Annotated in this window: 26 protein-coding genes; 9 read left to right on the top strand and 17 right to left on the bottom strand. The window is 69.2% G+C overall.

Annotated features, from left to right (window positions below; translation table 11 throughout):
- Positions 1–77: 77 nt before the first annotated feature.
- Positions 78–821, bottom strand: coding sequence for a 2,3-diphosphoglycerate-dependent phosphoglycerate mutase (gene gpmA, locus AVME950_RS07800; protein ID WP_284429346.1), 744 nt, complete (start codon positions 819–821; stop codon positions 78–80).
- Between the two features lie 71 nt (positions 822–892).
- On the opposite strand from gpmA, the gene AVME950_RS07795 reads away from it, so the two are divergent.
- The 4 genes from AVME950_RS07795 (at position 893) to AVME950_RS07780 (ending at position 3,284) form a co-directional block, all read left to right on the top strand.
- Complete coding sequence (locus tag AVME950_RS07795; RefSeq protein ID WP_284427225.1) at positions 893–1,300, top strand: rhodanese-like domain-containing protein; 408 nt, start codon at positions 893–895, stop codon at positions 1,298–1,300.
- A 52-nt stretch (positions 1,301–1,352) separates the two neighbouring features.
- Positions 1,353–1,625, top strand: coding sequence for a glutaredoxin 3 (grxC, locus tag AVME950_RS07790; protein ID WP_272565005.1), 273 nt, complete (start codon positions 1,353–1,355; stop codon positions 1,623–1,625).
- A gap of 120 nt (positions 1,626–1,745) precedes the next feature.
- Complete coding sequence (gene secB / locus AVME950_RS07785) at positions 1,746–2,207, top strand: protein-export chaperone SecB (RefSeq protein WP_092741496.1); 462 nt, start codon at positions 1,746–1,748, stop codon at positions 2,205–2,207.
- A gap of 60 nt (positions 2,208–2,267) precedes the next feature.
- Positions 2,268–3,284, top strand: coding sequence for an NAD(P)H-dependent glycerol-3-phosphate dehydrogenase (locus AVME950_RS07780; RefSeq protein WP_284429345.1), 1,017 nt, complete (start codon positions 2,268–2,270; stop codon positions 3,282–3,284).
- Between the two features lie 300 nt (positions 3,285–3,584).
- On the opposite strand, the gene panC is transcribed toward AVME950_RS07780, so the two are convergent.
- Complete coding sequence (gene panC / locus AVME950_RS07775) at positions 3,585–4,433, bottom strand: pantoate--beta-alanine ligase (protein ID WP_284429344.1); 849 nt, start codon at positions 4,431–4,433, stop codon at positions 3,585–3,587.
- Positions 4,434–4,499: 66 nt separating this feature from the next.
- A complete protein-coding gene (gene panB / locus AVME950_RS07770) occupies positions 4,500–5,393 on the bottom strand; it encodes a 3-methyl-2-oxobutanoate hydroxymethyltransferase (RefSeq protein WP_284429343.1) in 894 nt (297 codons plus the stop codon).
- A gap of 64 nt (positions 5,394–5,457) precedes the next feature.
- Here panB and nadC point away from each other — a divergent pair, with 64 nt between their 5' ends.
- The 3 genes from nadC to AVME950_RS07755 all read left to right on the top strand — a co-directional run bounded on the left by nadC (position 5,458) and on the right by AVME950_RS07755 (position 9,418).
- Entirely contained in the window at positions 5,458–6,324 is an 867-nt protein-coding gene (gene nadC, locus AVME950_RS07765; RefSeq protein WP_284429342.1) for a carboxylating nicotinate-nucleotide diphosphorylase, read from the top strand.
- A gap of 76 nt (positions 6,325–6,400) precedes the next feature.
- Positions 6,401–7,519, top strand: coding sequence for a quinolinate synthase NadA (gene nadA, locus AVME950_RS07760; RefSeq protein ID WP_284429341.1), 1,119 nt, complete (start codon positions 6,401–6,403; stop codon positions 7,517–7,519).
- A gap of 81 nt (positions 7,520–7,600) precedes the next feature.
- Entirely contained in the window at positions 7,601–9,418 is a 1,818-nt protein-coding gene (locus tag AVME950_RS07755; RefSeq protein ID WP_284429340.1) for a chorismate-binding protein, read from the top strand.
- A gap of 143 nt (positions 9,419–9,561) precedes the next feature.
- Here the strand turns inward: AVME950_RS07755 and AVME950_RS07750 are convergent, their stop codons facing one another.
- From AVME950_RS07750 to AVME950_RS07695, 12 genes are all read right to left on the bottom strand, one after another.
- The gene (locus AVME950_RS07750; RefSeq protein WP_272564997.1) at positions 9,562–9,846 is read right to left on the bottom strand and encodes a hypothetical protein; all 285 of its coding nucleotides are present in this window, start codon (positions 9,844–9,846) and stop codon (positions 9,562–9,564) included.
- Between the two features lie 18 nt (positions 9,847–9,864).
- Positions 9,865–11,220, bottom strand: coding sequence for an IQM protein middle domain-containing protein (locus AVME950_RS07745; protein ID WP_284429339.1), 1,356 nt, complete (start codon positions 11,218–11,220; stop codon positions 9,865–9,867).
- Between the two features lie 237 nt (positions 11,221–11,457).
- Entirely contained in the window at positions 11,458–11,817 is a 360-nt protein-coding gene (locus tag AVME950_RS07740; RefSeq protein WP_284429338.1) for a 5-carboxymethyl-2-hydroxymuconate Delta-isomerase, read from the bottom strand.
- A 57-nt stretch (positions 11,818–11,874) separates the two neighbouring features.
- Positions 11,875–12,261 carry a 6-carboxytetrahydropterin synthase gene (locus tag AVME950_RS07735; RefSeq protein WP_284405422.1) on the bottom strand — a complete coding sequence of 129 codons (387 nt, stop codon included), beginning with the start codon at positions 12,259–12,261 and terminating at the stop codon, positions 11,875–11,877.
- Positions 12,262–12,311: 50 nt separating this feature from the next.
- On the bottom strand, positions 12,312–12,950 hold the full coding sequence (gene queE / locus AVME950_RS07730; protein ID WP_284429337.1) for a 7-carboxy-7-deazaguanine synthase: 639 nt from the start codon (positions 12,948–12,950) through the stop codon (positions 12,312–12,314).
- A complete protein-coding gene (bioF, locus tag AVME950_RS07725; protein WP_284429336.1) occupies positions 12,947–14,170 on the bottom strand; it encodes an 8-amino-7-oxononanoate synthase in 1,224 nt (407 codons plus the stop codon). Before bioF ends, queE begins: the two co-directional genes overlap by 4 nt.
- Positions 14,167–14,859, bottom strand: coding sequence for a dethiobiotin synthase (gene bioD, locus AVME950_RS07720; RefSeq protein WP_284393457.1), 693 nt, complete (start codon positions 14,857–14,859; stop codon positions 14,167–14,169). Before bioD ends, bioF begins: the two co-directional genes overlap by 4 nt.
- Positions 14,856–16,181, bottom strand: coding sequence for an adenosylmethionine--8-amino-7-oxononanoate transaminase (gene bioA, locus AVME950_RS07715; RefSeq protein WP_284429335.1), 1,326 nt, complete (start codon positions 16,179–16,181; stop codon positions 14,856–14,858). Before bioA ends, bioD begins: the two co-directional genes overlap by 4 nt.
- 13 nt (positions 16,182–16,194) lie before the next feature.
- On the bottom strand, positions 16,195–16,575 hold the full coding sequence (gene panD, locus AVME950_RS07710) for an aspartate 1-decarboxylase (protein ID WP_284393461.1): 381 nt from the start codon (positions 16,573–16,575) through the stop codon (positions 16,195–16,197).
- A gap of 60 nt (positions 16,576–16,635) precedes the next feature.
- On the bottom strand, positions 16,636–18,225 hold the full coding sequence (nadB, locus tag AVME950_RS07705; protein WP_284429334.1) for an L-aspartate oxidase: 1,590 nt from the start codon (positions 18,223–18,225) through the stop codon (positions 16,636–16,638).
- Positions 18,226–18,312: 87 nt separating this feature from the next.
- Positions 18,313–19,173: a segregation and condensation protein A gene (locus AVME950_RS07700; protein WP_272564987.1), complete on the bottom strand. Its 861-nt coding sequence runs from the start codon at positions 19,171–19,173 to the stop codon at positions 18,313–18,315.
- A 71-nt stretch (positions 19,174–19,244) separates the two neighbouring features.
- Positions 19,245–19,448, bottom strand: coding sequence for a DUF3460 family protein (locus tag AVME950_RS07695; RefSeq protein ID WP_272564986.1), 204 nt, complete (start codon positions 19,446–19,448; stop codon positions 19,245–19,247).
- 120 nt (positions 19,449–19,568) lie between these two features.
- Here AVME950_RS07695 and AVME950_RS07690 point away from each other — a divergent pair, with 120 nt between their 5' ends.
- Complete coding sequence (locus AVME950_RS07690; protein WP_284393469.1) at positions 19,569–20,096, top strand: outer membrane protein assembly factor BamE; 528 nt, start codon at positions 19,569–19,571, stop codon at positions 20,094–20,096.
- Positions 20,097–20,188: 92 nt separating this feature from the next.
- Positions 20,189–20,863 (top strand): YitT family protein, encoded by a 675-nt coding sequence (locus AVME950_RS07685; RefSeq protein ID WP_502869369.1) that lies wholly within the window; start codon positions 20,189–20,191, stop codon positions 20,861–20,863.
- Between the two features lie 118 nt (positions 20,864–20,981).
- Here the strand turns inward: AVME950_RS07685 and AVME950_RS07680 are convergent, their stop codons facing one another.
- Together AVME950_RS07680 and AVME950_RS07675 are read right to left on the bottom strand one after the other, a co-directional pair.
- Positions 20,982–21,455: a DUF1240 domain-containing protein gene (locus tag AVME950_RS07680; RefSeq protein ID WP_284393471.1), complete on the bottom strand. Its 474-nt coding sequence runs from the start codon at positions 21,453–21,455 to the stop codon at positions 20,982–20,984.
- Positions 21,456–21,473: 18 nt separating this feature from the next.
- Positions 21,474–22,412, bottom strand: coding sequence for a hypothetical protein (locus AVME950_RS07675; RefSeq protein WP_284429333.1), 939 nt, complete (start codon positions 22,410–22,412; stop codon positions 21,474–21,476).
- Positions 22,413–22,504 lie beyond the last annotated feature (92 nt).

The following is a 22,504-nucleotide window of genomic DNA, read 5'->3' as shown; positions in this document are numbered from 1 at the left end:
CCTTGGAAAGATTGCCACCAGTGCAGTTCCGCGCTGGAAGCGACTTTTGCGCTGTGCGGGCCGCCTTTACACGGACTTTACGCCTTGCCCTGCGATGCCACTGCGGCCGCGGCCTTGGCGGCGGCTTCGGCGTCGCCCAGGTAGTAGTGGCGCAGGGGTTTCAGGTCCGTATCGAGTTCATAGACCAGGGGGATGCCGTTCGGAATGTTCACGCCGACGATGTCGTCGTCCGAGATGCCGTCCAGGTACTTGATCAACGCGCGGATCGAGTTGCCGTGCGCCGCGACCACGATGCGCTTGCCGGCGCGGATGGCGGGCGCCATGGATTCGTTCCAGAACGGCAGCACGCGCGCGACGGTGTCCTTGAGGCACTCCGTCAGCGGGATCTGCTCGGGGGCCAGGCTGGCGTAGCGCAGGTCGCCCCGCTCGCTGCGAGGGTCGGCGGCTTCCAGCGCGGGCGGCGGCGTGTCGTAGCTGCGGCGCCACACCAGCACCTGCGCATCGCCGTATTGCTTGGCCATGTCGGCCTTGTTCAGGCCCTGCAGGGCGCCGTAGTGGCGCTCGTTCAGGCGCCAGCTGTGGTGCACCGGCAGCCAGGTGCGGTCCATCTCGTCGAGCGTGTGCCACAGCGTGCGCGTGGCGCGCTTGAGCATGCTGGTGTAGGCCAGGTCGAATTCGTAGCCCTCCGCCTTCAGCAGGCGGCCTGCGCTCTTGGCCTGTTCCACGCCCGTGGGCGTCAGATCGACGTCGGTCCAACCGGTGAAGCGGTTCTCGAGGTTCCAGGTGGATTCTCCGTGGCGGATCAGGACGAGTTGGTGCATGGTTTCCCTAGAGCAGGCGGGTCAAAATCCAGCATTCTAAAATTGAGCGGTTTGCCAACCCTAGGACTGACGTGAAATTCATCATCGACAACTGGTATTTGTTCTTTATCGCGCTGGCCTCCGGCGGCATGCTTTTGGTGCCGCTGCTCAAGGATGCCACCGGCGGCTCGCTGACGGCGGCACGCGCCGTGCAGCTCATCAACCGCGAGAAGGGCGTGGTGATCGACGTGTGCGAGCCCGAGGAATTCGCGGCGGGCCATGTGGGTGGCGCCAAGAACATCCCGCTGAACCAGCTGGAAGAGCGGCTGCCCCAGGTGGTCAAGAACAAGGCCCTGCCCATCGTGCTGGTTTGCGCCAAGGGCCCGCGGGCCCAGCGCGCCGTGGGCATCGCCAAAAAGCTAGGCTACGACAATGCCCAGGCGCTGGCGGGCGGGCTGAAGGCGTGGAAAGACGCCAGCATGCCGGTTGAAAAGGCCTGAGTTGGCCGCAATGTGTGTTGTGTAGCCATTTTTTGAGCAGGAAGGCCCTCCCATGCAAGCCGTGAAGATGTACACCACCGCCGTCTGCCCCTACTGCATTCGGGCCAAGCAGATCCTCAAGTCCAAGGGCGTGGAGGAGATCGAGGAAGTCCGCGTGGACCTCGACCCCGTGGCCCGCAGCCACATGATGGAAATCACCGGGCGCCGCACCGTGCCCCAGATCTTCATCGGCGATACGCACGTCGGCGGGCACGACGATCTGGTCGCGCTCGACGGCCGGGGCGGCCTGATGCCGCTGCTCGGCGGTGCCCAGGCCGATGCCTGAACTGCCGCTTTTCCGATTCTGCGGCGCTGCATAATGCAGCCCCAAGTGCCCGCTGCGGGGAGCGTTTTCCCCAGCGGGCTTTGTTTTGTCGAATAGTGTTCTGACTGAAAGACCGACACCATGGCTACCGAAGAAAATCCCGTGTTCCAGATCCAGCGCGTGTACCTGAAGGACTTGTCCCTGGAGCAGCCCAACTCGCCCGCGATCCTGTTGGAGCAGGAACAGCCCAGCGTGGACATCCAGCTGGGCGTGGAAGCCACGCCGGTGGCCGATGGCATTTTCGAAGTGGCCGTGACCGCTACCGTGCAGACCAAGATCAAGGACAAGACCGTGTTCCTGGTCGAGGCCAAGCAAGCCGGCATCTTCGAGATCCGCAACATTCCCGAAGACCAGATGGGCCCGATCATGGGCATCGCCTGCCCGCAGATCGTGTACCCCTACCTGCGCGGCAACGTGGCCGACACCATCACGCGCGCCGGTTTCCCGCCCGTGCACCTGGCCGAAATCAACTTCCAGGCCATGTACGAGCAGCAGCAGGCCCAGGTGGCCTCCGCAGCGCCGTCGCCCATCATCACGCAGTAAGCAGCGTGCAGCGCCGGGAGGCCTTTGAGCCTCCCGCGTGAACCTCGGGCACACGAACGAATGAACATCGTCGTCTTGGGGGCCGGGGCCTGGGGCACGGCCATGGCCGTCAGCGCGGCATTGCACCCATCGGCGCATGCCGTGGCCCTGTGGGCGCGCGACGCGCAGCAGGTGGCCGGCATGCAGGCCGCACAGCAGAACGCCCGGTATCTGCCGGACATCGAACTCCCTTCTTCCCTGGTGCTGAGCGCGGGCGACCCGTTGTCGCTGGCCTCCAGCGCCGATCTGGTCGTGGTCGCGACGCCCATGTCCGCGCTGCGCGGCATGCTCCAGGCACTGAGCGCCGTGGACGTGCCGGTGGCCTGGCTGTGCAAAGGGTTCGAAGCCGCCCCATCGAGCGGCAGCGCCGTGGGCCTCATGGGGCACGAGGTGTGCGCGCAGGTCGCCCCCGGCCTGCGCAGCGGAGTGTTGAGCGGCCCCAGCTTTGCGCAGGAGGCCGCCCGCGGCCAGCCGACGGCGCTGGTGGCGGCCAGCCCGCACGCCACCGTGCGCGATCTGCTGGTGGACGCGTTCCATGGCCCCACGCTGCGGGTGTACGCCAACGACGACATCGTCGGCGTCGAGGTGGGCGGTGCGGTGAAGAACGTGCTGGCCATCGCGACGGGGCTGTGCGACGGGCTCGACTTGGGGCTCAACGCCCGCGCGGCCCTCATCACGCGCGGCCTGGCCGAGATGACGCGGCTGGGGCTGGCGCTGGGTGCGCGGCCCGATACCTTCATGGGATTGTCAGGACTGGGCGACTTGGTGCTGACCGCGACCGGCGACCTGTCGCGCAACCGGCGTGTGGGCCAGGCCCTGGCACAGGGGTTGACGCTGGCCCAGGCGGTGGATTCGCTCGGCCATGTGGCCGAAGGCGTCTACAGCGCCCGGACGGTGCTGGCGCGTGCGCGCCATCTGCAGGTGGACATGCCGATCACCGAGGCGGTGGTGGCGTTGCTGGACGGGCAGAGAACGCCGCGCGACGCGGTGGCGCTGCTCATGGGCAGAAGCCCGGTGGCGGAACTCTCGCGGCCTTGAAGGGCCTTTGAAAGCTCTGCCACCGGGCTTCTTTGCCCGTTGCAGGGGTTGATGCTCAGAGCACGCCGAAGAGCATGAGCAGCAGCACGAGGGACAGTGGGACGCCGAGAAGCCAGAGGATGACAGGCATGGAAGTTCTCCTGAAGAGTGGTTGGTCGATGGATCAACCTTAAAGGCCACCCCTGGGCACCCCCTGTGCGGCGTGGGCACCTGCGCGCGTAGTCCCGAGCCTACCGGCGGTGCAGGAGAGGCCGAGCCGCTCGCCTTCGCCGCGATGCACCGCCCGGTGCGGTGCGCCCTTCAGAATTCCAGGTTGTCGATCAGGCGCGTGTTGCCCAGCCGAGCCGCGCCCAGGGCCACCAGCGTGCCTGCGCCTGCCGGGCCGCCGGCCTCGGGCGGCTGCAGGTCGTGGCGGCGCCGCACGGTGAGGTAGTCCGGTGCCCAGCCCTGGCGGCGCAGCGCGTCCAGGGCCTGGCGCTCCCGTTCGCCGGCATCGCTCCCGCCCGCGAGAAAGCCGTCCGCCAGCGCGCGCAGGGCCTGGGCCAGCTGCATGGCGCGTGACCGCTCCTGCGCCCCGAGATAGCCGTTGCGCGAGCTGAGGGCCAGGCCATCGTCCGCGCGCCGCGTTTCTCCCGCCACCACGTCCACCGGCAGCGCGAACTGCCGCACCATCTGCCGGATCACCATGAGCTGCTGGTAGTCCTTCTTGCCGAACACGGCCGTGCCGCCGCTCGCGCCCAGCACGCAGGCGAAGAGCTTCATCACCACCGTGCACACGCCGACGAAGAACCCGGGGCGAAAGTGTCCCTCCAGGATGTCGGCCAGCGCGGGGTCGGGATGCACTTTGAAGGTCTGCGGCTCGGGGTACAGGTCGGCCTCGCGCGGCGCGAAGAGCACGTCGCAGCCGGCCGCGCGCAGCTGGGCGCAGTCGGCGTCCCAGGTGCGCGGGTAGCTGTCGAAATCCTCGTGGGGCAGGAACTGCAGGCGGTTCACGAAGATGCTGGCAACGGTCACCTCGCCCAGCGGCCGGGCCTGCTCAACCAGCGAAATGTGGCCGGCGTGCAGGTTGCCCATGGTGGGGACGAAAGCGGGCCGGCCCCGGCCCGCGAGGGCCTGGCGCAGGTCGGCCACGGTGTGTGCGATGAGCATGGGTCATCCCGATCAGAAAAAAGAGGGCTGCAGGAAAAGGAAGGGGCGGCCCGGGCGCGGGCCGCCCTACCAGGCGTGCAGGGCGTCGTCCGGAAAGCGCCCGGCCTTGACGGCCTGCACATAGGCCTGCATCGCGCCGCGCACGCTGCCCGCCTCCTGCATGAAGTCGTGCACGAAGCGCGGCATCTTGGCCAGGTGGATGCCCAGCATGTCGTGCAGCACCAGCACCTGGCCGGCGGTGCCGCTGCCGGCCCCGATGCCGATGGTGTGGCAGTGGGGCAACTCGGCCGTGAGCTCGCGGGCCAGCGCGGCGGGCACCATCTCCAGCACCACCATGGTGGCGCCCGCGTTCTGCAGCTCGGACGCCTGCTGGCGCAGGGTGCGCGCGGCCAGGTCGCCCTTGCCCTGCACGCGGTACCCGCCCAGGGCGTGCACCGTCTGCGGCGTGAGGCCCAGGTGGGCGCACACGGGCACGCCGCGCTGCACCAGGAACTCCACCGTCGGCGCCGTCCAGCCGCCGCCTTCGAGCTTGACCATGTGCGCGCCGGCCTGCATCAGCGTGCAGGCGCTGCGCAGGGCCTGTTCGCGGCTCTCGGCGTAGGTGCCGAAGGGCAAATCGGCGATCAGCCACGCCGTGCCCTGCACGCGGTGCAGGCCGCGCGCCACGCTGGCCGTGTGGTAGGCCATGGTGTCCAGCGATACGCCCACGGTGCTGGGCAGGCCCTGGCAGACCATGCCGAGCGAGTCGCCGACCAGGATGCATTCCACGCCCGCCGCGTCCGCCATGGCGGCGAAGGTGGCGTCGTAGGCGGTCAGCATGGTGATCTTTTCGCCGGCCTCGCGCATCTGCTGCAGGCGCGGCAGGCTGACGGGCCGGCGCTCGGGCAGGGGAGAGGCGGGCGGCAGCGTGCCGTAGGGCGTCGCGGACGAGGCGGAGGCGTTGGGGATGGCAGTGGTCATGGGAATGGGCAGAGCCGGGCCGAAAGTGCGGCGAGTCTATGCGATGCCGCTATGCTTGCCGCCCATGACGAAATCCCCCCTTTCCCTGGACGGCGGCATCGCATCGCTGGCCCAGGACGACGTTGCCCGCGCGCTGCGCGAGGACGTGGGCGCCGGCGACCTCACCGCCGGCCTGATCGATCCGGCGCGCCGCGTGCGCGCCCGTGTGCTGGCCCGCGAAAGCGCGGTGATCTGCGGCGGCCCCTGGGCCGAGGCGGCCGTGCGGGCCCTGGACCCGGCCGCGCGCATCGTGTGGCACGTGCAGGAAGGCGAGCGCTGCGCGCCCGACCAGGTGGTGCTGGAGGTGCAGGGCAGTGCCCGCGCGCTGCTGAGCGCCGAGCGCACGGCGCTGAACTTCCTGCAGCTGCTGTCGGCCGTGGCGACCAAGACGGCGACCTACGTGGAGGCCGTGCGCGGCACGCGGGCGCAGATCGTCGATACGCGCAAGACCCTGCCCGGCCTGCGGCTGGCGCAGAAATACGCCGTGCGCACGGGCGGCGGCACCAACCACCGCATCGGCCTGCACGACGCGGTGCTCATCAAGGAAAACCACATCGCCGCCGCCGGTGGCGTGGCGGCCGTGCTGCGCGCCGCGCAGGCCGTGGCCGCGCAGGCGGCCTTCGTGGAGATCGAGGTCGAGACGCTGGAGCAGCTGCAGGAGGCGCTGGATGCCGGCGCGACGATGCTGCTGCTGGACAACATGCCGCTCCCGATGCTGCACGAGGCCGTGCGCCGGAACGCCGGCCGCGCCATCCTGGAGATCTCCGGCGGCGTGACGCTCGAAGGCCTGCGCGCCCTGGCCGAGACCGGCGTGGACCGCATCTCCATCGGCACGCTGACCAAGGACGTGAAGGCCATCGATTTCTCCATGCGCATGCAGGACATTGCCTAGCACGCCGGCTGCCCACTTCAAGACCCTGAATACTGCGTTGGCGCCGCGCCTTTCGCGGCCGAAAGACCCCTTCCCCATGACGACCCCCACCGCCATCAAGGACGTGGAGTACGAGCAGCCCGAAGACGGCGCCGTCTGCTCCACGAAGTTCGCCTGGGCCCGCGTGCCCGCCGAGCCCTCGCCCACCGAACGCGCCGCGCTCAAGGACCGCATCCGGCGGCTGCTGCGCGAGAAGAACGCCGTCATGGTGTCGCACTACTACGTGCACCCGGACCTGCAGGACCTGGCCGAGGAAACCGGCGGGCTGGTCAGCGATTCGCTGGAGATGGCGCGCTTCGGCCGCGACCATGCCGCGCAGACGCTGGTGGTCTCGGGCGTGCGCTTCATGGGCGAGACGGCCAAGATCCTGTCGCCCGAGAAGACCGTGCTCATGCCCGATCTGGACGCCACCTGCTCGCTCGACCTGGGCTGCCCCGCCGATGCGTTCAGCGCGTTCTGCGATGCGCACCCCGACCGCACCGTGGTCGTCTACGCCAACACCAGCGCGGCGGTGAAGGCGCGCGCCGACTGGCTCGTCACCTCCAGTTGCGCGCTGGAGATCGTGGGCGCGCTCAAGGCGGCGGGCCACCAGATCCTGTGGGCGCCCGACCGGCACCTGGGCGCCTACATCCAGCAGCAGACCGGCGCGGACATGCTGTTCTGGAACGGCGCCTGCATCGTGCACGACGAGTTCAAGGCCGAGGAGCTGCAGGCGCTGAAGGCGGCGCACCCGCAGGCGAAGGTGCTGGTGCACCCCGAGAGCCCCGCCGACGTGGTGGCGCTGGCCGATGCGGTGGGCTCGACCTCCGCCATCCTGAAGGCCGCGCGCGAGATGGATGCGCGCGAATTCATTGTGGCGACCGACAACGGCATGATGCACAAGCTGCGCGCGCTCAACCCGGGCAAGACCTTCCACGAGGCCCCCACGGCCGGCAACAGCGCCACCTGCAAGAGCTGCGCGCACTGCCCCTGGATGGCCATGAACGGCCTGGCCGACGTGGCCCGCGTGCTGGAAACCGGCGCCAACGCCATCCACGTGGACCCGGCGCTCATCCCGCGCGCGCGCCAGCCCATCGACCGCATGCTGGCCTTCACCGCCGCGCTCAAGGGCGGGCAGCCCCTGGGCGCGCTGGTGCCCCACATCGGCGCGGCATGAAGCGCACCGGCATGGCATCGATTTGCTATTAATTGAATAGCTATCCAGGCATGATTTTCTAGGGCATGGGCCTGTTTTGACGTGAATTTCAGGATCGACTTCTCCGACCCGCGCCACCCGGCTGGGCCGCGCCTGCGCCATGCGTTCGCCGCGCCGCGCCGCACGCTGGTGGCGCAGGCGCCGCACGAGATGCGCGCCTTGCTGGACGCGGCCGAGGCCGAGGCGCGCGCCGGGGCCTGGTGCCTGGGCTACCTGCGCTACGAGGCGGCCGGCGCGTTCGACGCCGCGCTGCGCACGCACCCGGCCGACGGGCCCCTGGCGTGGTTCGCCGTGTTCGACCGGGCCTTACCCTGGCCCGATCCCCCAGTCTCCCCCGGCGATGGCGATGGCGATGGCGATGGCGATGGCGATGGCGATGGTGGCGGCGCGGGAGCGCCCACGGTGGATTGGCACACCCGCCCGCAGCGCGCCGCGTTCGATGCCGCCCTGGCGCACCTTCACCAGGCCATCGCGGCCGGCGAGTTCTACCAGGTCAATTACACCGCGCCGATCCGGGGCACCGTGTCGCCGGTGGGCGGGGCGCAGGCGGCGCTGCCGCTGTTCGCCGCGCTGCAGCGCGCCCAGCCGGGCGGCTATGCCGCGTGCATCGACGGCGGTGCCGAGCAGATCCTGTCGGTCTCGCCCGAGCTGTTCTTCGACTGGCGCGGGGGTTCGCTGCTGGCGCGGCCCATGAAAGGCACGGCGCCGCGCGGCGTCACGCCCAACGACGACGCCGCACAGGCCGCCGCGCTGCGCGCCTCGCCCAAGGAGCGCGCCGAGAACGTGATGATCGTGGACCTGCTGCGCAACGACCTCTCGCGCATCGCCGAGCCGCACAGCGTGCGCGTGCCCGCGCTGTTCCACACCGAAGCGCTGCCGGCCGTGTGGCAGATGACGTCCGACGTCGAGGCCCGCACCCGCGCCGGCACCACGCTGGCCGACGTGTTCGCCGCGCTGTTCCCGTGCGGCTCCATCACCGGGGCGCCCAAGGTGCGGGCGATGCAGGCCATCCACGCGCTGGAGCCCGCGCCGCGCGGCGTGTACTGCGGCGCGGTGGGCATCGTGCGGCCGGACGGCGAGGGCGCCGTGGCCGCCACCTTCAACGTGCCCATCCGCACCGTGACGCTGCGCGGCCGCGACGCGCGGTGCGGCATCGGCAGCGGCATCACCTCCGGCGCCCAGGCCGCGGCGGAGTGGCAGGAGTGGCAGCACAAGAGCGCCTTTCTGCAGCGCGCCAGCGCCCCTTTTGACCTGCTGGAAACCCTGGCGCTGGAGGAGGGCGTGCTGCGCCACCGCGCCGACCACGTGGCGCGGCTGGCCGCCTCGGCCGCGCATTTCGGCCATGCCTTCGACGCGGCGCGCGTGCAGGCCTGCCTGGATGCGCTGGCTGCAGCCCACCCCACCGGGCTGTGGCGCGCGCGCCTGCTGCTCGATGCGGCGGGCCACCCGCGCGCCGAGGCCTGGGTGATGGCCCCCACCACCGTGCCGGTGCGCTTGCAACTGGCCACGCGCCCGCTGGAAGGCGCGCACGGCGAATTCGTGCGCCACAAGACCACGCGCCGGGCGCACTACGACGCCTTCACGCCCGAGGCCGAAGGCGTGTTCGACACGCTGCTGTGGAACGAGGCCGGCGAGATCACCGAATGCACGCGCGGCTGCATCGCGGCGCTGCGGGCCGACGGCCGGTGGGTCACGCCCCCGCTGTCCTGCGGCCTGCTGCCCGGCGTGGGCCGCGCGGTGGCCCTGCGCGGAGGCCGGGTGACCGAGGCCGTGCTGCGCGTGGAGGAGGTGCCACAGGTGCGGGCCTGGGCGTTCGTGAACAGCCTGCGGGGCTGGCTGGACGCCACGCTGCAGGCCTGAAGCCGGCGGGGCCGAAGGCACCTGGTTCTGGCTTTTGCTACTGATTTTGTAGCGATATGCCCTAGTCCTGATTGCGCTGGAGCCCTGTCAGGCTTCAAGGCAAATCAGGGGCTGCAGTCCGGGCCATCCCTCGGAGAACCGGTTCAGAGCGGGGCCAGGCCTGCTTCCTGAAACGAGCGGTAGATCTTGACCAGAAAGACGTGGATCTGGCCGTTGGAGGCGCTGATCCCCGGCAGCAAAGAAGCGAAGTCGAATTCGGGATGCTCTGCCGCGAAACGCAGACTGGCAATGATGCCGGCAGTTTCGTCGGGCGTGTATTCCTCGGGCAGCGAGGCCAGCTGTTCGGCGGTCAGGCCCTGAAAGGCATCGAGGTCGCCGACGTAGTCGATCATGCTCAAGGGGATGCGAAGAAATTTGACGGTATCCATGTTTTTCTTTCCGGCTACTTACTGAATCTTCTGGTCGACCACGAAATTGCTCAGGCCCTGGGAGCTGAGGTTGTGGGCCACTTGCTCCAGTTGGGCTGCGCTGGGGCGGTAGTGTCCGCTGTTGCGGGTCAGGGACTGGATCTCGCCGTTGTGCACGGTGATCTCTCCCGCACCCGCCACCGGTTGGCCGGCCAGGAAACTTGAATGGTGGAACTTGCCGGGCGCATGGTAATTGGACGCATACAGGTTGCCATCGTGATCCATGACGAAGATCGCCTTGCCCGCGCCTCCGCCGAAGCATGCCGTCTTGCCGTTGCGGGTGTCGAACGGCTTGCCCTCCGCGTCAAAAATCTTTCCGTCTTTCACCGTCAGCTTGAATTGCTGACGCTGCTCTGCATTGAGATAGGTGACGGAAGTCGCCCACGTCTTGTTGCCCTGAAGGTGCTCGCCGTCGTACTCGGCAAAGAGGGCAACGTTGTGCTGGAACTTGGCCGTGGGCGGCACTGCGGTCGATGAAAGGCGCTTGTCCTCAAAGGGATCGACATGGGGCGTGGGCGGGTTGGCCGGATTCCAGATTTGCGGCGCTTCATGAACGGCCTGCGAGGGGGCAGGACCTGCCGTGGTGGCGCCTGGCAGCATGGAGGCCAGACCGACGGCGTGCTCGGCGGGAGGCCAGGGCGAATTCCCCGGTGCGCCCTGCAGGCCGTGCGGGGCTTGCTGCAGCACGGAGGCGAAAGCGGGCTGCGGGCCGCCCGGGAACAGCGACGCGAAACCGGTGAAAGGCTGGTTTTGCGGCGGATGTGAAAGATGCGGCTCGTGCGTCATTTGCAGCGGCGCCTGAAAGCCTTGATGCAAGCCCATGGGCGGGGCGGCCTGGGGCTGCGGTTGGCCCATCCAGGGCATCGCCAGCACGGGTTCTTCATGGGGTGGCTGCGGCGATGGCGCGACCTGCGCTGGAAAGCCTCCTTGCGGTGCACTGGCGTGCGGCCGCGCCTGCGGCAACACCGTTGCGTCGGCCCCGCCGTCCGGGAGCTGCGAGGTCGGTTTCATTGACTGCAGGATCGACGCGGCGCTGATGCGCCCCGGCGCGGGGCCGGCTGGCGCGGCAATGCTCGGCTTCTGGGCGGCAGAGAGCAATTTCATCGCATCGTTCAGCGAGATCTTGGCCCCACTGCTGAGTTTGATCTGGATGCGCGGCTGCAGGGAAGACGCGGTTTCCAGTTTGGGCCGGGGCCTGAGCGGCCCTGGCAATGGCGACTCAGAGGTGCCCGTAGCGAGCTTCTCCGGTTTGACGGCCGCCAGTTGTGCAGCCTGCAGCGCCGAAGGGCGTACCTGAGTGAGCCGGGCGGCGATCGCATTGGGTAGAGGTCTCATGGCAGCCCTGTGGCTTGGGTTTTCGAATGATGTTCATCATCCGAGCAGCGCCATGGAATCTCTCCCAGGACCCGAATCTCCGATGGGGTTTGCGAAGCCGTCCTGACCCGGCAGACGGAATGCCTCACCGGTGCGACCCACTCTCGCGCTTTGGACGGATCGCCCGGCGCAAAGTGATTTGCTACTTATTTTGTAGCAATATGCCCTAGTGTTGATTGCGCTGGAGCCCGGTAGGGCTCAAAGCCGCTCTTTCACGTAGGACCCGCGGTCCATGTCCACGATCTCCACGCTGAGCTGCACCATCACGCCCCCGGGCCGGGGCGTGAGGCGTCGCAGCACGTCGGCCACTCGGCCGGCGAGGTCCTGCTTGGTCTCGGGCGAGCGGCCGGACAGCAGGCGCAGCTGCGCATGCACGAACGCGCGGTCGGCGGGGGCGGTGCCGATCTCGAAGCGGTCGGTGCGCAGGAAGCGGGATTTGAGGTCCGCCTCGTTCTGGATCTCGGGGCTCGCGGTGAGGGACTGGTTCAGTTCCGCCAGCATCTGGGCTTCGGGCAGACCGGCCAGGTTCTGGCTGTATTCGATGACGAGGTGGGGCATGGCGGTTCTCCTGCGGGGTGGGATGAAAGAAGGGGAAGGGGAAGGGGGCGGATGGGCTCAGCCGGGCACCGGGCCGGGCGGCGCCAGCTCCAACACGCAGCCGTCGCCCAGCGCCTCGCGCCACACGCGCACGCGGCTGGCGGGCGGCTGCATGCCATCGAGCGCCTGGGCGATGAAGCGGCACAGGTTTTCCAGCGTGGGCGTGCCCAGGCCCGGCACCTCGTCCAGCCAGTGGTGGTCGAGCTGCTCGCGCACGGCGGCCAGGCGCTGGCGCAGGTGGCCCAGGTCGATGACCATGCCGGTGGCGGGATCGCGCGGGCCGGTGACGGCCACCTCCGCGTGGTAGGTGTGGCCGTGGATGCGGCGGCTGCCCTCGGCCTCGATCTCGCGCTGCAAGGTGTGCGCGGCATCGAAGAAAAAGCGCTGATGGACGGTGAACTGCATGGTCGGCGAACGGGCGGGAACGGGGCGGAAAAAACGGTACGGAACAGGGCTCAGCGGATGCCGGTGAGCTTGTGGGTCTGCAGGCTCAGGCGCCACGCGGGACGGTCGAGGCAGGCGGCGATGCAGCGCCCGGTGTTGGCGGCCTGCTCCGGGCCGTCCATGGGCTGCAGGAAGCGGTGCGTGAACTGCGTCTGCGACTCGAGCGCGGCGAGGTCGAAGCCGGGCTGGGGCCACACCAGCTTGAGTTCCTGCCCGCTGCGCTGCACCCAGGGCGCGCCGGCCTTGGGGCTGATGCACAGCCAGTCGATGCCGGGCGGCGCGGCCACGGTGCCGTTGCTCTCCACGGCGATGCGAAAGCGCCGCGCGTGCAGGGCGTCGATGAAGGCCGGGTCCACCTGCAGCAGCGGCTCGCCGCCCGTCAGCACGACCAGGCGGTGCGCGGCATCGTGCGCGGGCCACTGCGCGGCGATCACCTCGGCCAGCGCGTCTGCGGTGGCGAACTTGCCGCCCAGGGTGCCGTCGGTGCCCACGAAGTCGGTGTCGCAGAAGCGGCAGACGGCGCTGGCGCGGTCTTCCTCGCGGCCGCTCCAGAGGTTGCAGCCCGCGAAGCGGCAGAACACGGCGGGCGTGCCGGCCTGGCCGCCCTCGCCCTGCAGGGTGTAGAAGATTTCCTTGACGCTGTAGGTCATGTCAGGGCCTCCACTGCGGCGGGCGCCAGCTCGGCCAGCGCCTGCAGCAGGCGGTCCACGTCGGCCTCGGTGTGCGCGGCCGACAGGGCGATGCGCAGGCGCGCCGTGCCCTCGGGCACGGTGGGCGGGCGGATGGCGGGCACCCACAGGCCGCGCTGGCGCAGGCCTTCCATGGCGGCCAGGGCTTCGTCGTTGGCGCCGATCACCACGGCCTGCACGGCGGTGCGCGACTCGCCCAGTTGCCAGTGCGTGCCCTGCAGCCGCGGCGCGAGGCCGTCCCGCAGGCGCTGGACGAGGCGCGCGAGGTGCTCGCGGCGCGAATCCTCCGCCTCGATGAGCGCCAGGCTGGCCTGCAGCGCGCGCGCCAGCAGCGGTGGCGCGGCGGTGGCGAAGATGTAGCTGCGCGTCTTTTGCAGCAGCCACTCGATCAAGGCGTCGTCACCCGCGACGAAGGCGCCGGCCACGCCCGCGGCCTTGCCCAGCGTGGCCATGTACAGCACGCGCCGCGAGGCCTGCGCGCCGACCAGGCCCGCCTCGGCCAGCGCGCCGCGCCCCTGCGGCCCGAGCACGCCGAAGCCATGCGCGTCGTCCAGCAGCAGCAGTGCGTCGTGGCGCTCGCACAGCGCCAGCAGCGCGGGAATGTCGGCCACGTCGCCGTCCATGCTGAACACGGCATCGGTGATGACCAGCTTGCGGCGCGCGGGGCTGCTGGCCAGCGCGGCCTCCAGCGCGGCCAGGTCGGCATGCGGGTAGCGGTGGATGCGGGCGCGCGACAGGCGGGCGCCGTCGATCAGGCAGGCGTGGTTGAGCGCATCGGAAAACAGCGCATCGCCCTCGCCCACGAGCGCGGGCACGATGCCGGCGTTGGTGGCGTAGCCCGCGTAGAAGTACAGCGCGCGCGGCAGGCCCACGAAGCGGGCGAGGTCGGCCTCCAGCGCCGCGTTGGCCGCGCTGTGGCCGCTCACCAGCGGCGAGCCGCCCGAGCCCACGCCGAACTCGCGCGCGCCCGCGCAGGCAGCCTCGGCCAGCGCGGGGTGGCCGGCCAGGCCCAGGTAATCGTTGCTGCAAAAAGCCAGCATGGGCGCACCATCGACCAGCAGCTGCGCGCCGCCGGCCGGCACCACGGCGCGGCGCCGGCGGCGCAGGTGGGCGGCGTCGAGCGCGGCGATGCGTGCCGGAAACTCGTCGATCCAGGAGGCGGCGTCGGGGCGGGGGCTCATCGGGTCGTCCATGCGGCGGGAAGGTCGAAGGGCAGCGCACGGGCGTCCGGCACGGCCTGGTAGGGAATGTCGGCCAGCAGCGGGGCGCCCAGGCGCTGCGCGAGCCAGTCGAGGTTTTCTTGCGGCGCCCGCATGTGCGGGTCGATGCGGCTGGCGATCCAGCCGGCCAGCGGCAGGCCGCGCGCGCGCACGGCATCGGCCGTGAGCGCGGCGTGGCTGAGGCACCCCAGCCGCAGGCCCACCACCAGCACCACGGGCAGGCCCAGGGCCTGGGCGAGGTCGGCGCCGGTCTCGGTGTCCGACAGCGGCACGTGGAACCCGCCCGCGCCTTCGACGACCACCGCATCGGCCTGCGCCGCCAGCGCTTCGTAGCTGCGCACGATGTGCGCGATGTCGATGCGCGTGCCCGCGCGCTCGGCGGCGATGTGGGGCGAGAGCGGGTCGGGCAGCAGCACGGGGTTGTCCAGCGCCGGGGGCACCGCGATGGTGGAGGCGGCGCGCAGGGCGAGGGCGTCTTCGTTGGCGAGCTGGCCATGGTGCCATTCGGCGCCCGCGGCGATGGGCTTCATGCCCACGACGCGCGTGTGGTGGCGCGCCAGCGCGTGCAGCAGGCCGGCCGAGGCCAGCGTCTTGCCCACGCCGGTGTCGGTGCCGGTGACGAAGCAGGCGAATGCCGGGGTCGGGTTCATGGGGCGGTCTCCTCGGCCAGCGTGGCCTGCAGTGCGGCGAAGGCGGCGTCGCCCAGGTGCTGCACGGCCTCGTCGTCGAGCACGTAGGGCGGCATGGCGTAGAGCGTTTTGCCGATGGGGCGCAGCACCAGTCCGCGCGCCATGGCGTGGCGGTGGTAGCGGCGGGAAAAATCGGGCAGGGAGGTCTGCACGTCCCACGCCCACACCATGCCCAGCCGGCGCGCATGGCGAACGCGCGGGTGCTGCGTGATGGGCGCGCAGGCGGCGTCGATGCGCCCGGCCAGCGCGGCATTGGCCGCGAGCGGGTCGAGCTGGTCGAACAGCTCCAGCGTGGCCAGCGCCGCGCGGCAGGCCAGCGGGTTGCCGGTGTAGGAGTGCGAGTGCAGGAAGCCGCGGGCCACGTCGTCGTCGTAGAACGCGGCGTACACGGCCTCGGTGGTGAGCACGGCCGACAGCGGCAGCGTGCCGCCCGTGAGGCCCTTGGACAGGCAGATGAAATCGGGCCGGATGCCGGCCTGCTGGTGCGCGAACATCGTGCCGGTGCGGCCGAAGCCGGTGGCGATCTCGTCCACCACCAGGTGCACGCCGTAGCGGTCGCACAGCGCGCGCGCCTGGCGCAGGTATTCGGCATCGTGCATGGCCATGCCGGCGGCGCACTGCACCAGGGGCTCGACGATCAGCGCGGCGGTGCTCTCGTGGTGCTCGGCCAGCCAGACCTCCAGCGTCTGGGCGGCGCGCCGGGCCGCATCCAGCGCGCTCTCGCCGGGTTGCGCGCCGCGCGCGTCGGGGCTGGGCACGGTGGCCGCCAGGCGCACCAGCGGGGCGTAGGCCTCGCGGAACAGGGCGATGTCGGTCACGGCCAGCGCGCCCACGGTCTCGCCGTGGTAGCCGCCGGCCAGGCCCACGAAGCGGCTCTTGCCCGGCCGCCCGGCGTTGCGCCAGCAGTGCGCGCTCATCTTGAGGGCGATCTCGGTGGCCGCGGCACCGTCGCTGCCGTAGAAGGCGTGGCCCAGCCCGGTGAGCGCGCCCAGCCGCTCGGACAGCTCCACCACGGGGGCGTGCGTGAAGCCCGCGAGCATCACGTGGTCCAGCCGCGCGAGCTGGTCGGCCAGCGCGGCCTGGATGTGCGGGTGGCTGTGGCCGAAGAGGTTGACCCACCACGAGCTGATGCCGTCCAGGTAGCGCCGGCCATCGGTGCCGTGCAGCCACGGGCCGCGGGCGCTGGCGATGGCCACGGGCGGGTCGGCCTCGTGGCGCTTCATCTGCGTGCACGGGTGCCAGACGCTGGCCAGGCTGCGGGCGACGAGGGTGTCCTGGTTCATCGTGGGTGGCCTTTCACAGGGCCTGCGTGGGCACGTGGTGGCGCAGTTCCACCTGGCGGTTGGCGGCGTCCACGAACACGAGCTGCGGCCGGTGCGCGGCCACCTCGGCTTCCTCGACCTGGGCGAAGGCGGCGATGATGAGCAGGTCGCCCACGGCAGCGCGGCGCGCCGCCGAGCCGTTGACCGACACCATGCCGCTGCCGCGCTGGCCCTTGATGGCATAGGTGACGAAGCGCTCGCCGTTGTCGATGTTCCAGATGTGCACCTGCTCGTTCTCCACGATGTTCGCGGCGTCGAGCAGGTCTTCGTCGATCGCGCAGGAGCCTTCGTAGTGCAGCTCGCAGTGCGTGGCGGTGGCGCGGTGGATCTTGGATTTCAGCAGGGTGCGTTGCATGGCGGGAGGGGCGAAGAAAACGGTTAGAGCTTGCGGTGAGGCGGTGAGGCGGTGGGGCGGTCAGCGGACCGGCGGGACCAGGATGGTGGGCGCGGCCGGGGCGGCCCGCTCGGGGTAGTCGCGGCTGTAGTGCAGGCCCCGGCTCTCGCGGCGCATCTGGGCCGAGCGCACGATGAGTTCGGCCACCTGCACCAGGTTGCGCAGCTCCAGCAGGTCGCGCGTGACGTGGAAGTGGGCGTAGAACTCCTCGATCTCGGCCTGCAGCAGCGTGATGCGGTGCGCCGCGCGCTCCAGGCGCTTGTTGGTGCGCACGATGCCCACGTAGTCCCACATGAAGCGGCGCAGCTCGTCCCAGTTGTGGGAGATGACCACGCACTCGTCGGCATCGGTCACGCGGCTGTCGTCCCATGGCGGCACGTCGGGCACGGCTTCCGCGCTGGCGGCGGCGATGGCCTGGGCGGCCGCGCGCGCGAAGACCATGCACTCCACCAGCGAGTTGCTGGCCAGCCGGTTGGCGCCGTGCAGGCCGGTGCAGGCGGTCTCGCCGATGGCGAACAGGCCGGGCAGGTCGGTGCGGCCGGTCAGGTCGGTGAGCACGCCGCCGCAGGTGTAGTGCGCGGCGGGCACCACGGGGATGGGTTCCTTCGTGATGTCCAGCCCCAACTCGGCGCAGCGCGCGAGGATGTTGGGAAAGTGCTCCTGGATGAACGCCGGGCTCTGGTGCGAAATGTCCAGGTGCACGCAGTCCAGGCCGTGGCGCTTCATTTCGTAGTCGATGGCGCGGGCCACCACGTCGCGCGGGGCCAGTTCGGCGCGCGGGTCGTGCTGCGGCATGAAGCGCGTGCCGCCGGCCGAGCGGGGCAGCAAGAGCCGCCCGCCCTCGCCGCGCACCGCCTCGGTGATGAGGAACGACTTGGCGTGCGGGTGGTAAAGGCAGGTGGGGTGGAACTGGATGAACTCCAGGTTGGACACGCGGCAGCCCGCGCGCCAGGCCGCGGCGATGCCGTCGCCCGTGGCCGTGTCGGGGTTGGTGGTGTACAGGTACACCTTGCCCGCGCCGCCCGTGGCCAGGATGGTCTGCGGCGCGCGGAAGGTGACGACCTCGTCGGTGCCTTCATCCAGCGCATACAGCCCCAGGCAACGCTGCGGCCCGCCGCGGCGCAGCTTGTGCGGGGTGATGAGGTCCACCAGCGTGTGCTGCTCGAACAGCGTGATGCCGGGCGTGGCGCGCACGGTGTCGATCAGGGTGCGCTGCACGGCGGCGCCGGTGGCATCGGTGGCGTGCACGATGCGGCGAGCGCCGTGGCCGCCCTCGCGCGTGAGATGCAGGGCGCCGTCCTCCTGCGAGAACGGTACGCCCAGGCCCTGCAGCCAGTGGATGGCCTCGGGCGCGCTCTCCACCACGAAGCGCGTGGCGGCCAGGTCGCACAGCCCCGCGCCGGCCACCAGGGTGTCCTGCACGTGGGCCTCGTAGGTGTCGCCCTCGGCCAGCACGGCGGCGATGCCGCCCTGCGCCCAGGCGCTGGCCCCGTCCTGCAGCGCGCGCTTGGTGATGACCGCCACGCGGTGCGTGGGTGCCAGGTGCAGCGCGGCCGACAGCCCGGCCAGCCCGCTGCCGATGATGAGAACGTCGAAATCGTGGGATGGCATGGTGGTGCGTGTGGTGCGTGTGGTGCGTGTGGTGCGTGTGGTGCGTTTGGGCCGGGGCGCCCGGCCGTGGCGGTGAAGGGCGTCGGCTCAGACCGGCGTGTACGCCAGCCGCACGTAGATGGGCGCGAAAGCCTCGGCCTGGGTGATCTCGATCAGGGTTTCCTTGGCCAGTTCCAGCAGCGCGATGAAGGTCACCACCAGCACGGTGCTGCCTTTTTCGGGCTCGAACAGTTCCTCGAATTCCACGAAGCGCCGGCCCTGCAGCGTCTTGAGCACGGCGCTCATGTACTCGCGCACGCTCAGCTCCTCGCGCGTGATGCGGTGGTGCTGCACCAGCTTGGCGCGCCGCAGGATGTCGCGCCACGCCTCCTGCAGGTCGGCCACGTGCACGTCGGGAAAGCGCGGCTGCAGGCTCTGTTCGATGTGCACCTGCGCCCGCAGGAAATCGCGCCCGTACTGCGGCATGCGCGAGAGGCCGGCCGCGGCCAGCTTGATCTGTTCGTACTCGAGCAGGCGGCGCACGAGTTCGGCGCGCGGGTCCTCGGGCTCGGCGCTGCCTTCCTGCTTCTTGGGCGGCAGCAGCATGCGCGACTTGATCTCGATGAGCATGGCCGCCATCAGCAGGTATTCGGCCGCCAGCTCCAGGTTGCGGCTGCGGATCTCGTCCACGTACACCAGGTACTGGCGCGTGACGCCCACCATGGGGATGTCGAGGATGTTGAAGTTCTGCTTGCGGATGAGATACAGCAGCAGATCGAGCGGCCCCTCGAACGCTTCGAGGAACACCTCCAGCGCATCGGGCGGGATGTACAGGTCGGTCGGCAGCGCGAACAGCGGCTCGCCATACAGGCGCGCCAGCGCCACCGCATCCACGACCTGGGGGGAGGCGCCCTCGGCACCCCCAGCGGGCAGGGCGGGGGCGGAGGCCCTGTCCGCGGCGGTGCTCATCGTTTGCTATTAAAAATATAGCTACCAGCGTTAGTTGCTATTGCGCTGGATGGCATTTTGATGCCTGAGATTCAGCCCTGGGTCTGGTAGACGTAGGGCTTTTGCGGCACGCTGGCTTCGTCGTACTCGCCCCAGAGGCTGCGGTCCACGCGCTTGTCCCACAGCAGCGCACGGCCGGCCTGCTGCTGCGCGTCCAGTTCGGGCTTCTCGGTCTTGAGCTGGTTGATGAACTGGGTGGTGTCGGACTGGTAGTCGGGGCGGCGGAAGAAGGACATGGCGGTGGTGCAGTCACTGTAGGGAGGCGGCGATTTTAGCGGGCGCCGCCCTTGGCTGGGGCGCCGCCGCCTCGGCGCGCTACAGTGCGGACCCCGACACTGCCCCGGAAAGGACCCCCGATGAACACCCCCCGATGGAGCGCCCCGGCGGCCCGGGCGCTGCGCGCCACCGGCCTGGCCTGCGCGCTCGGCGTCCTGGCGGCCCTGCTCGCCGGCTGCGATCCGCAACGCATCAGCGAACTGGAGGAGGGCAGTTCCACCGAGGCCGACGTGCGCTCGCGCTTCGGCGAGCCCGAGCGCGTGTGGGACGAGCCGGGCGGTGCCCGCACCTTCGAATACAACCGCCAGCCGGCCGGCCACCAGAACTACATGATCACCATCGGCCCCGACGGCCGCATGAGCGCGCTGCGCCAGGTGCTGGCGCCGCACAACTTCGAGCAGATCGTGCCCGGCATGGCCATGGACGACGTGCGCCGGCGCCTGGGCAAGCCCATGAAGGCCATGACCTATGAGCGCAAGGGCGAGACCGCCTGGGACTGGCGCTGGAACGACGGCGGTAACCAGCCCATGATCTTCACCGTGTACTTCGACGGACAGGGCCGGGTGCTGCGCAGCGGCAGCGCGCTGGAGATCCGCGAGGGGCGATAGCCCGGCGCCGGCACCACCGCCAGCGCGGGTTGGCGCGTTGTTTGCATGGCCTGCCGGTGTTGGAGTAGCCTGTGACAACCATCCGCCCCGCCATGCCCGAAGCCCCCTTGCCACCCCCTGCGTCCCCGGCCGAGGCCGCGCCGCCGCCTTCCGCGCCGCTGTACCCCATGGGGTCGCTGCGCCACGGGCATTACGAAGACGTGCAGGCGCTCTTCGCGGGTACGCTGTTCGTGGCCATGGCGCTCATGCTGTTCGGCCAGGCGGGGCTGCTCATCGGCAGCACGGCGGGCATTGCCTTCTTGCTGCACTACGTGACCGACATCTCGTTCGGCAAGCTGTTCTTCGCCATCAACCTGCCGTTCTACTGGTTCGCCTGGACGCGCATGGGGCGGGAGTTCACCGTCAAGACGTTCCTGTCGGTGGCGCTGCTGTCGGTGCTGACGGAGCTGTTTCCCCACGTCATGCACGTGGACTACCTGAATCCGCTGTTCGCCGCCGTGCTGGGCGGGCTGCTGCTGGGCACGGGCTGCCTGTTCCTCGCGCGCCACAAATCCAGCCTGGGCGGCGCCACCATCGTCTCGCTGTATCTGCAGCAGCGCTACGGGGTGCGCGCGGGCAAGGTGCAGATGGCGATCGACTGCACCGTGGTGCTGCTGGCGCTGGTGATCGTGCCGATCGAGCGGGTGGCGTATTCGGTGCTGGCGGTGGTGGTGATGAGCGGGTTTTTATGGATCAGCCACCGGCCGGGAAGGTACGTGGGGCATTGAGGCTGTGTGGGCTGGCGAGGCCGGCTCAGTCAGCGGGCGCGGCGCCCGAAAAATCCCTGCGTTGACCAGGAATGCGAGCCTCGCTGGTCAGTCCACAGTGCGGTCTTATCGCATGGCATCAACGCCCCTGCTGGTTCACCCAGTCCAAGCTCTTGCCTCTGACACACCAGGCAGGATCGCGCACCCAATCGGTGAACCACATGGTGGGGTTGTCTTTAAGGTCTGAACAAAGCGAGTAACCCAGGCTGGGCATATAAAAGCGCACGATCAGAGAGGTCACGGGAATGAGCAACAAGGCCACGCCGCTCGCGAGCACGATGATCGTGAAGAAACGCTCCATTGGCTGGATGGACTTGTCGCTGCAAGGAATCGCGCGCATGGTCCCCAGGATGATTGCTAAAGCGCAGATAAGCGCGATGAATGGGGCGAGCAGTGCTGCGGGTGCGATCCGTACTCCGGATGCCAAGGTGGCTATGCCGACAACGGTTGGGATGATTTCGTAGCGGATTACAAAGCATGAGCCTGCCATGAGTCCAAGGTAAAGAGGAATTCCCCACAACAAGGTGGCGCGAACTTTTTTGACGTCGAACATGGGTAGCGGAGGTGTTACTTAATATCGAACGCAAGAAATTCGACAGAGCCAATCTTTGACCCCCTGGTCAATGGCACGGCCCATTTGCGTCTTTTTCTGAGTCATTGCATCGCTGAGTTCGTTTTGCCATGACTGGGATTTCGTATCGATGTAGTAGATACCTTGAGCGGTCTGCTCAGGAAGCAATTTGAGGGCAGCGATCACCTTGTCCTTCAGACCGTAGTGTCGATCAACAGCATTCAGCCCGATGCCCACACCAACGGCAAAGACGGCCATCACGACCAGTGGAAGCACCGCCACTGTCGTAGCCGATCCGGCGACGCCCGCAGCCATTGAATACGCAATCAGAGCGCCAAGCCCGCCTTTGACGGCCTCCACCCCGATCCCGCCCACGAGGTCATACATGGTCTTCTCGTCATTGAACATGAAGTCCATCAGTTCGATCCCTGTGGACACCACCACGCCCAGCATGAAGCCGCCCTTGGCAATGCCTTGCAGGCTCTTCATTCCGAGTCCCAGTTGCAGCATCTTGGGATTCGTCGCCAAGTAGCGCGTGCCCTGCAACGCGCCGCTGCGCCGCGCCGAATAGCCTTTGATGATGATGTACGTGCCCGTCGCCGTGGTCTTGATGTAAGTCCCTATGCCGGCCATGCCGATGGCATTCATCGTCTTGCCGATGGCCAGCACATCGTTGGCCCCCTGCGCTACGGGCCCGACCCACGGCTCGCTGGCATTCGGGCTGAACTCTTTCTGCCAGTACTGCCCAAAAGTGGATTTGGACAGCATCTTGCGCAGGTTGAATTCCAGCGCTGCATTGTTCCGGGCCTTGTCCTGCAGGATGGTCATGTACTGCCCCTGCGTCAGCACCAGCACGTCCACCTGGTTCTTGTCCATGGACTGGGCCAGGATCTGTCCGTAGCCGACGTTGAAGAACGTGGCCGCGAGTTCTGCGCTCATTCAATCCCCCCCCTTGAGATCGTGTTTTTGTTGGGGACGAATGCTAAATGCAAGACGGCTCGAATTTGACTTTTAAGCCACTATTTTTATTG

Source organism: Acidovorax sp. SUPP950 (assembly GCF_030158935.1).
Classification (GTDB): Bacteria; Pseudomonadota; Gammaproteobacteria; order Burkholderiales; family Burkholderiaceae_C; genus Paracidovorax.
This window is presented reverse-complemented; position numbering and strand designations above follow the sequence as displayed.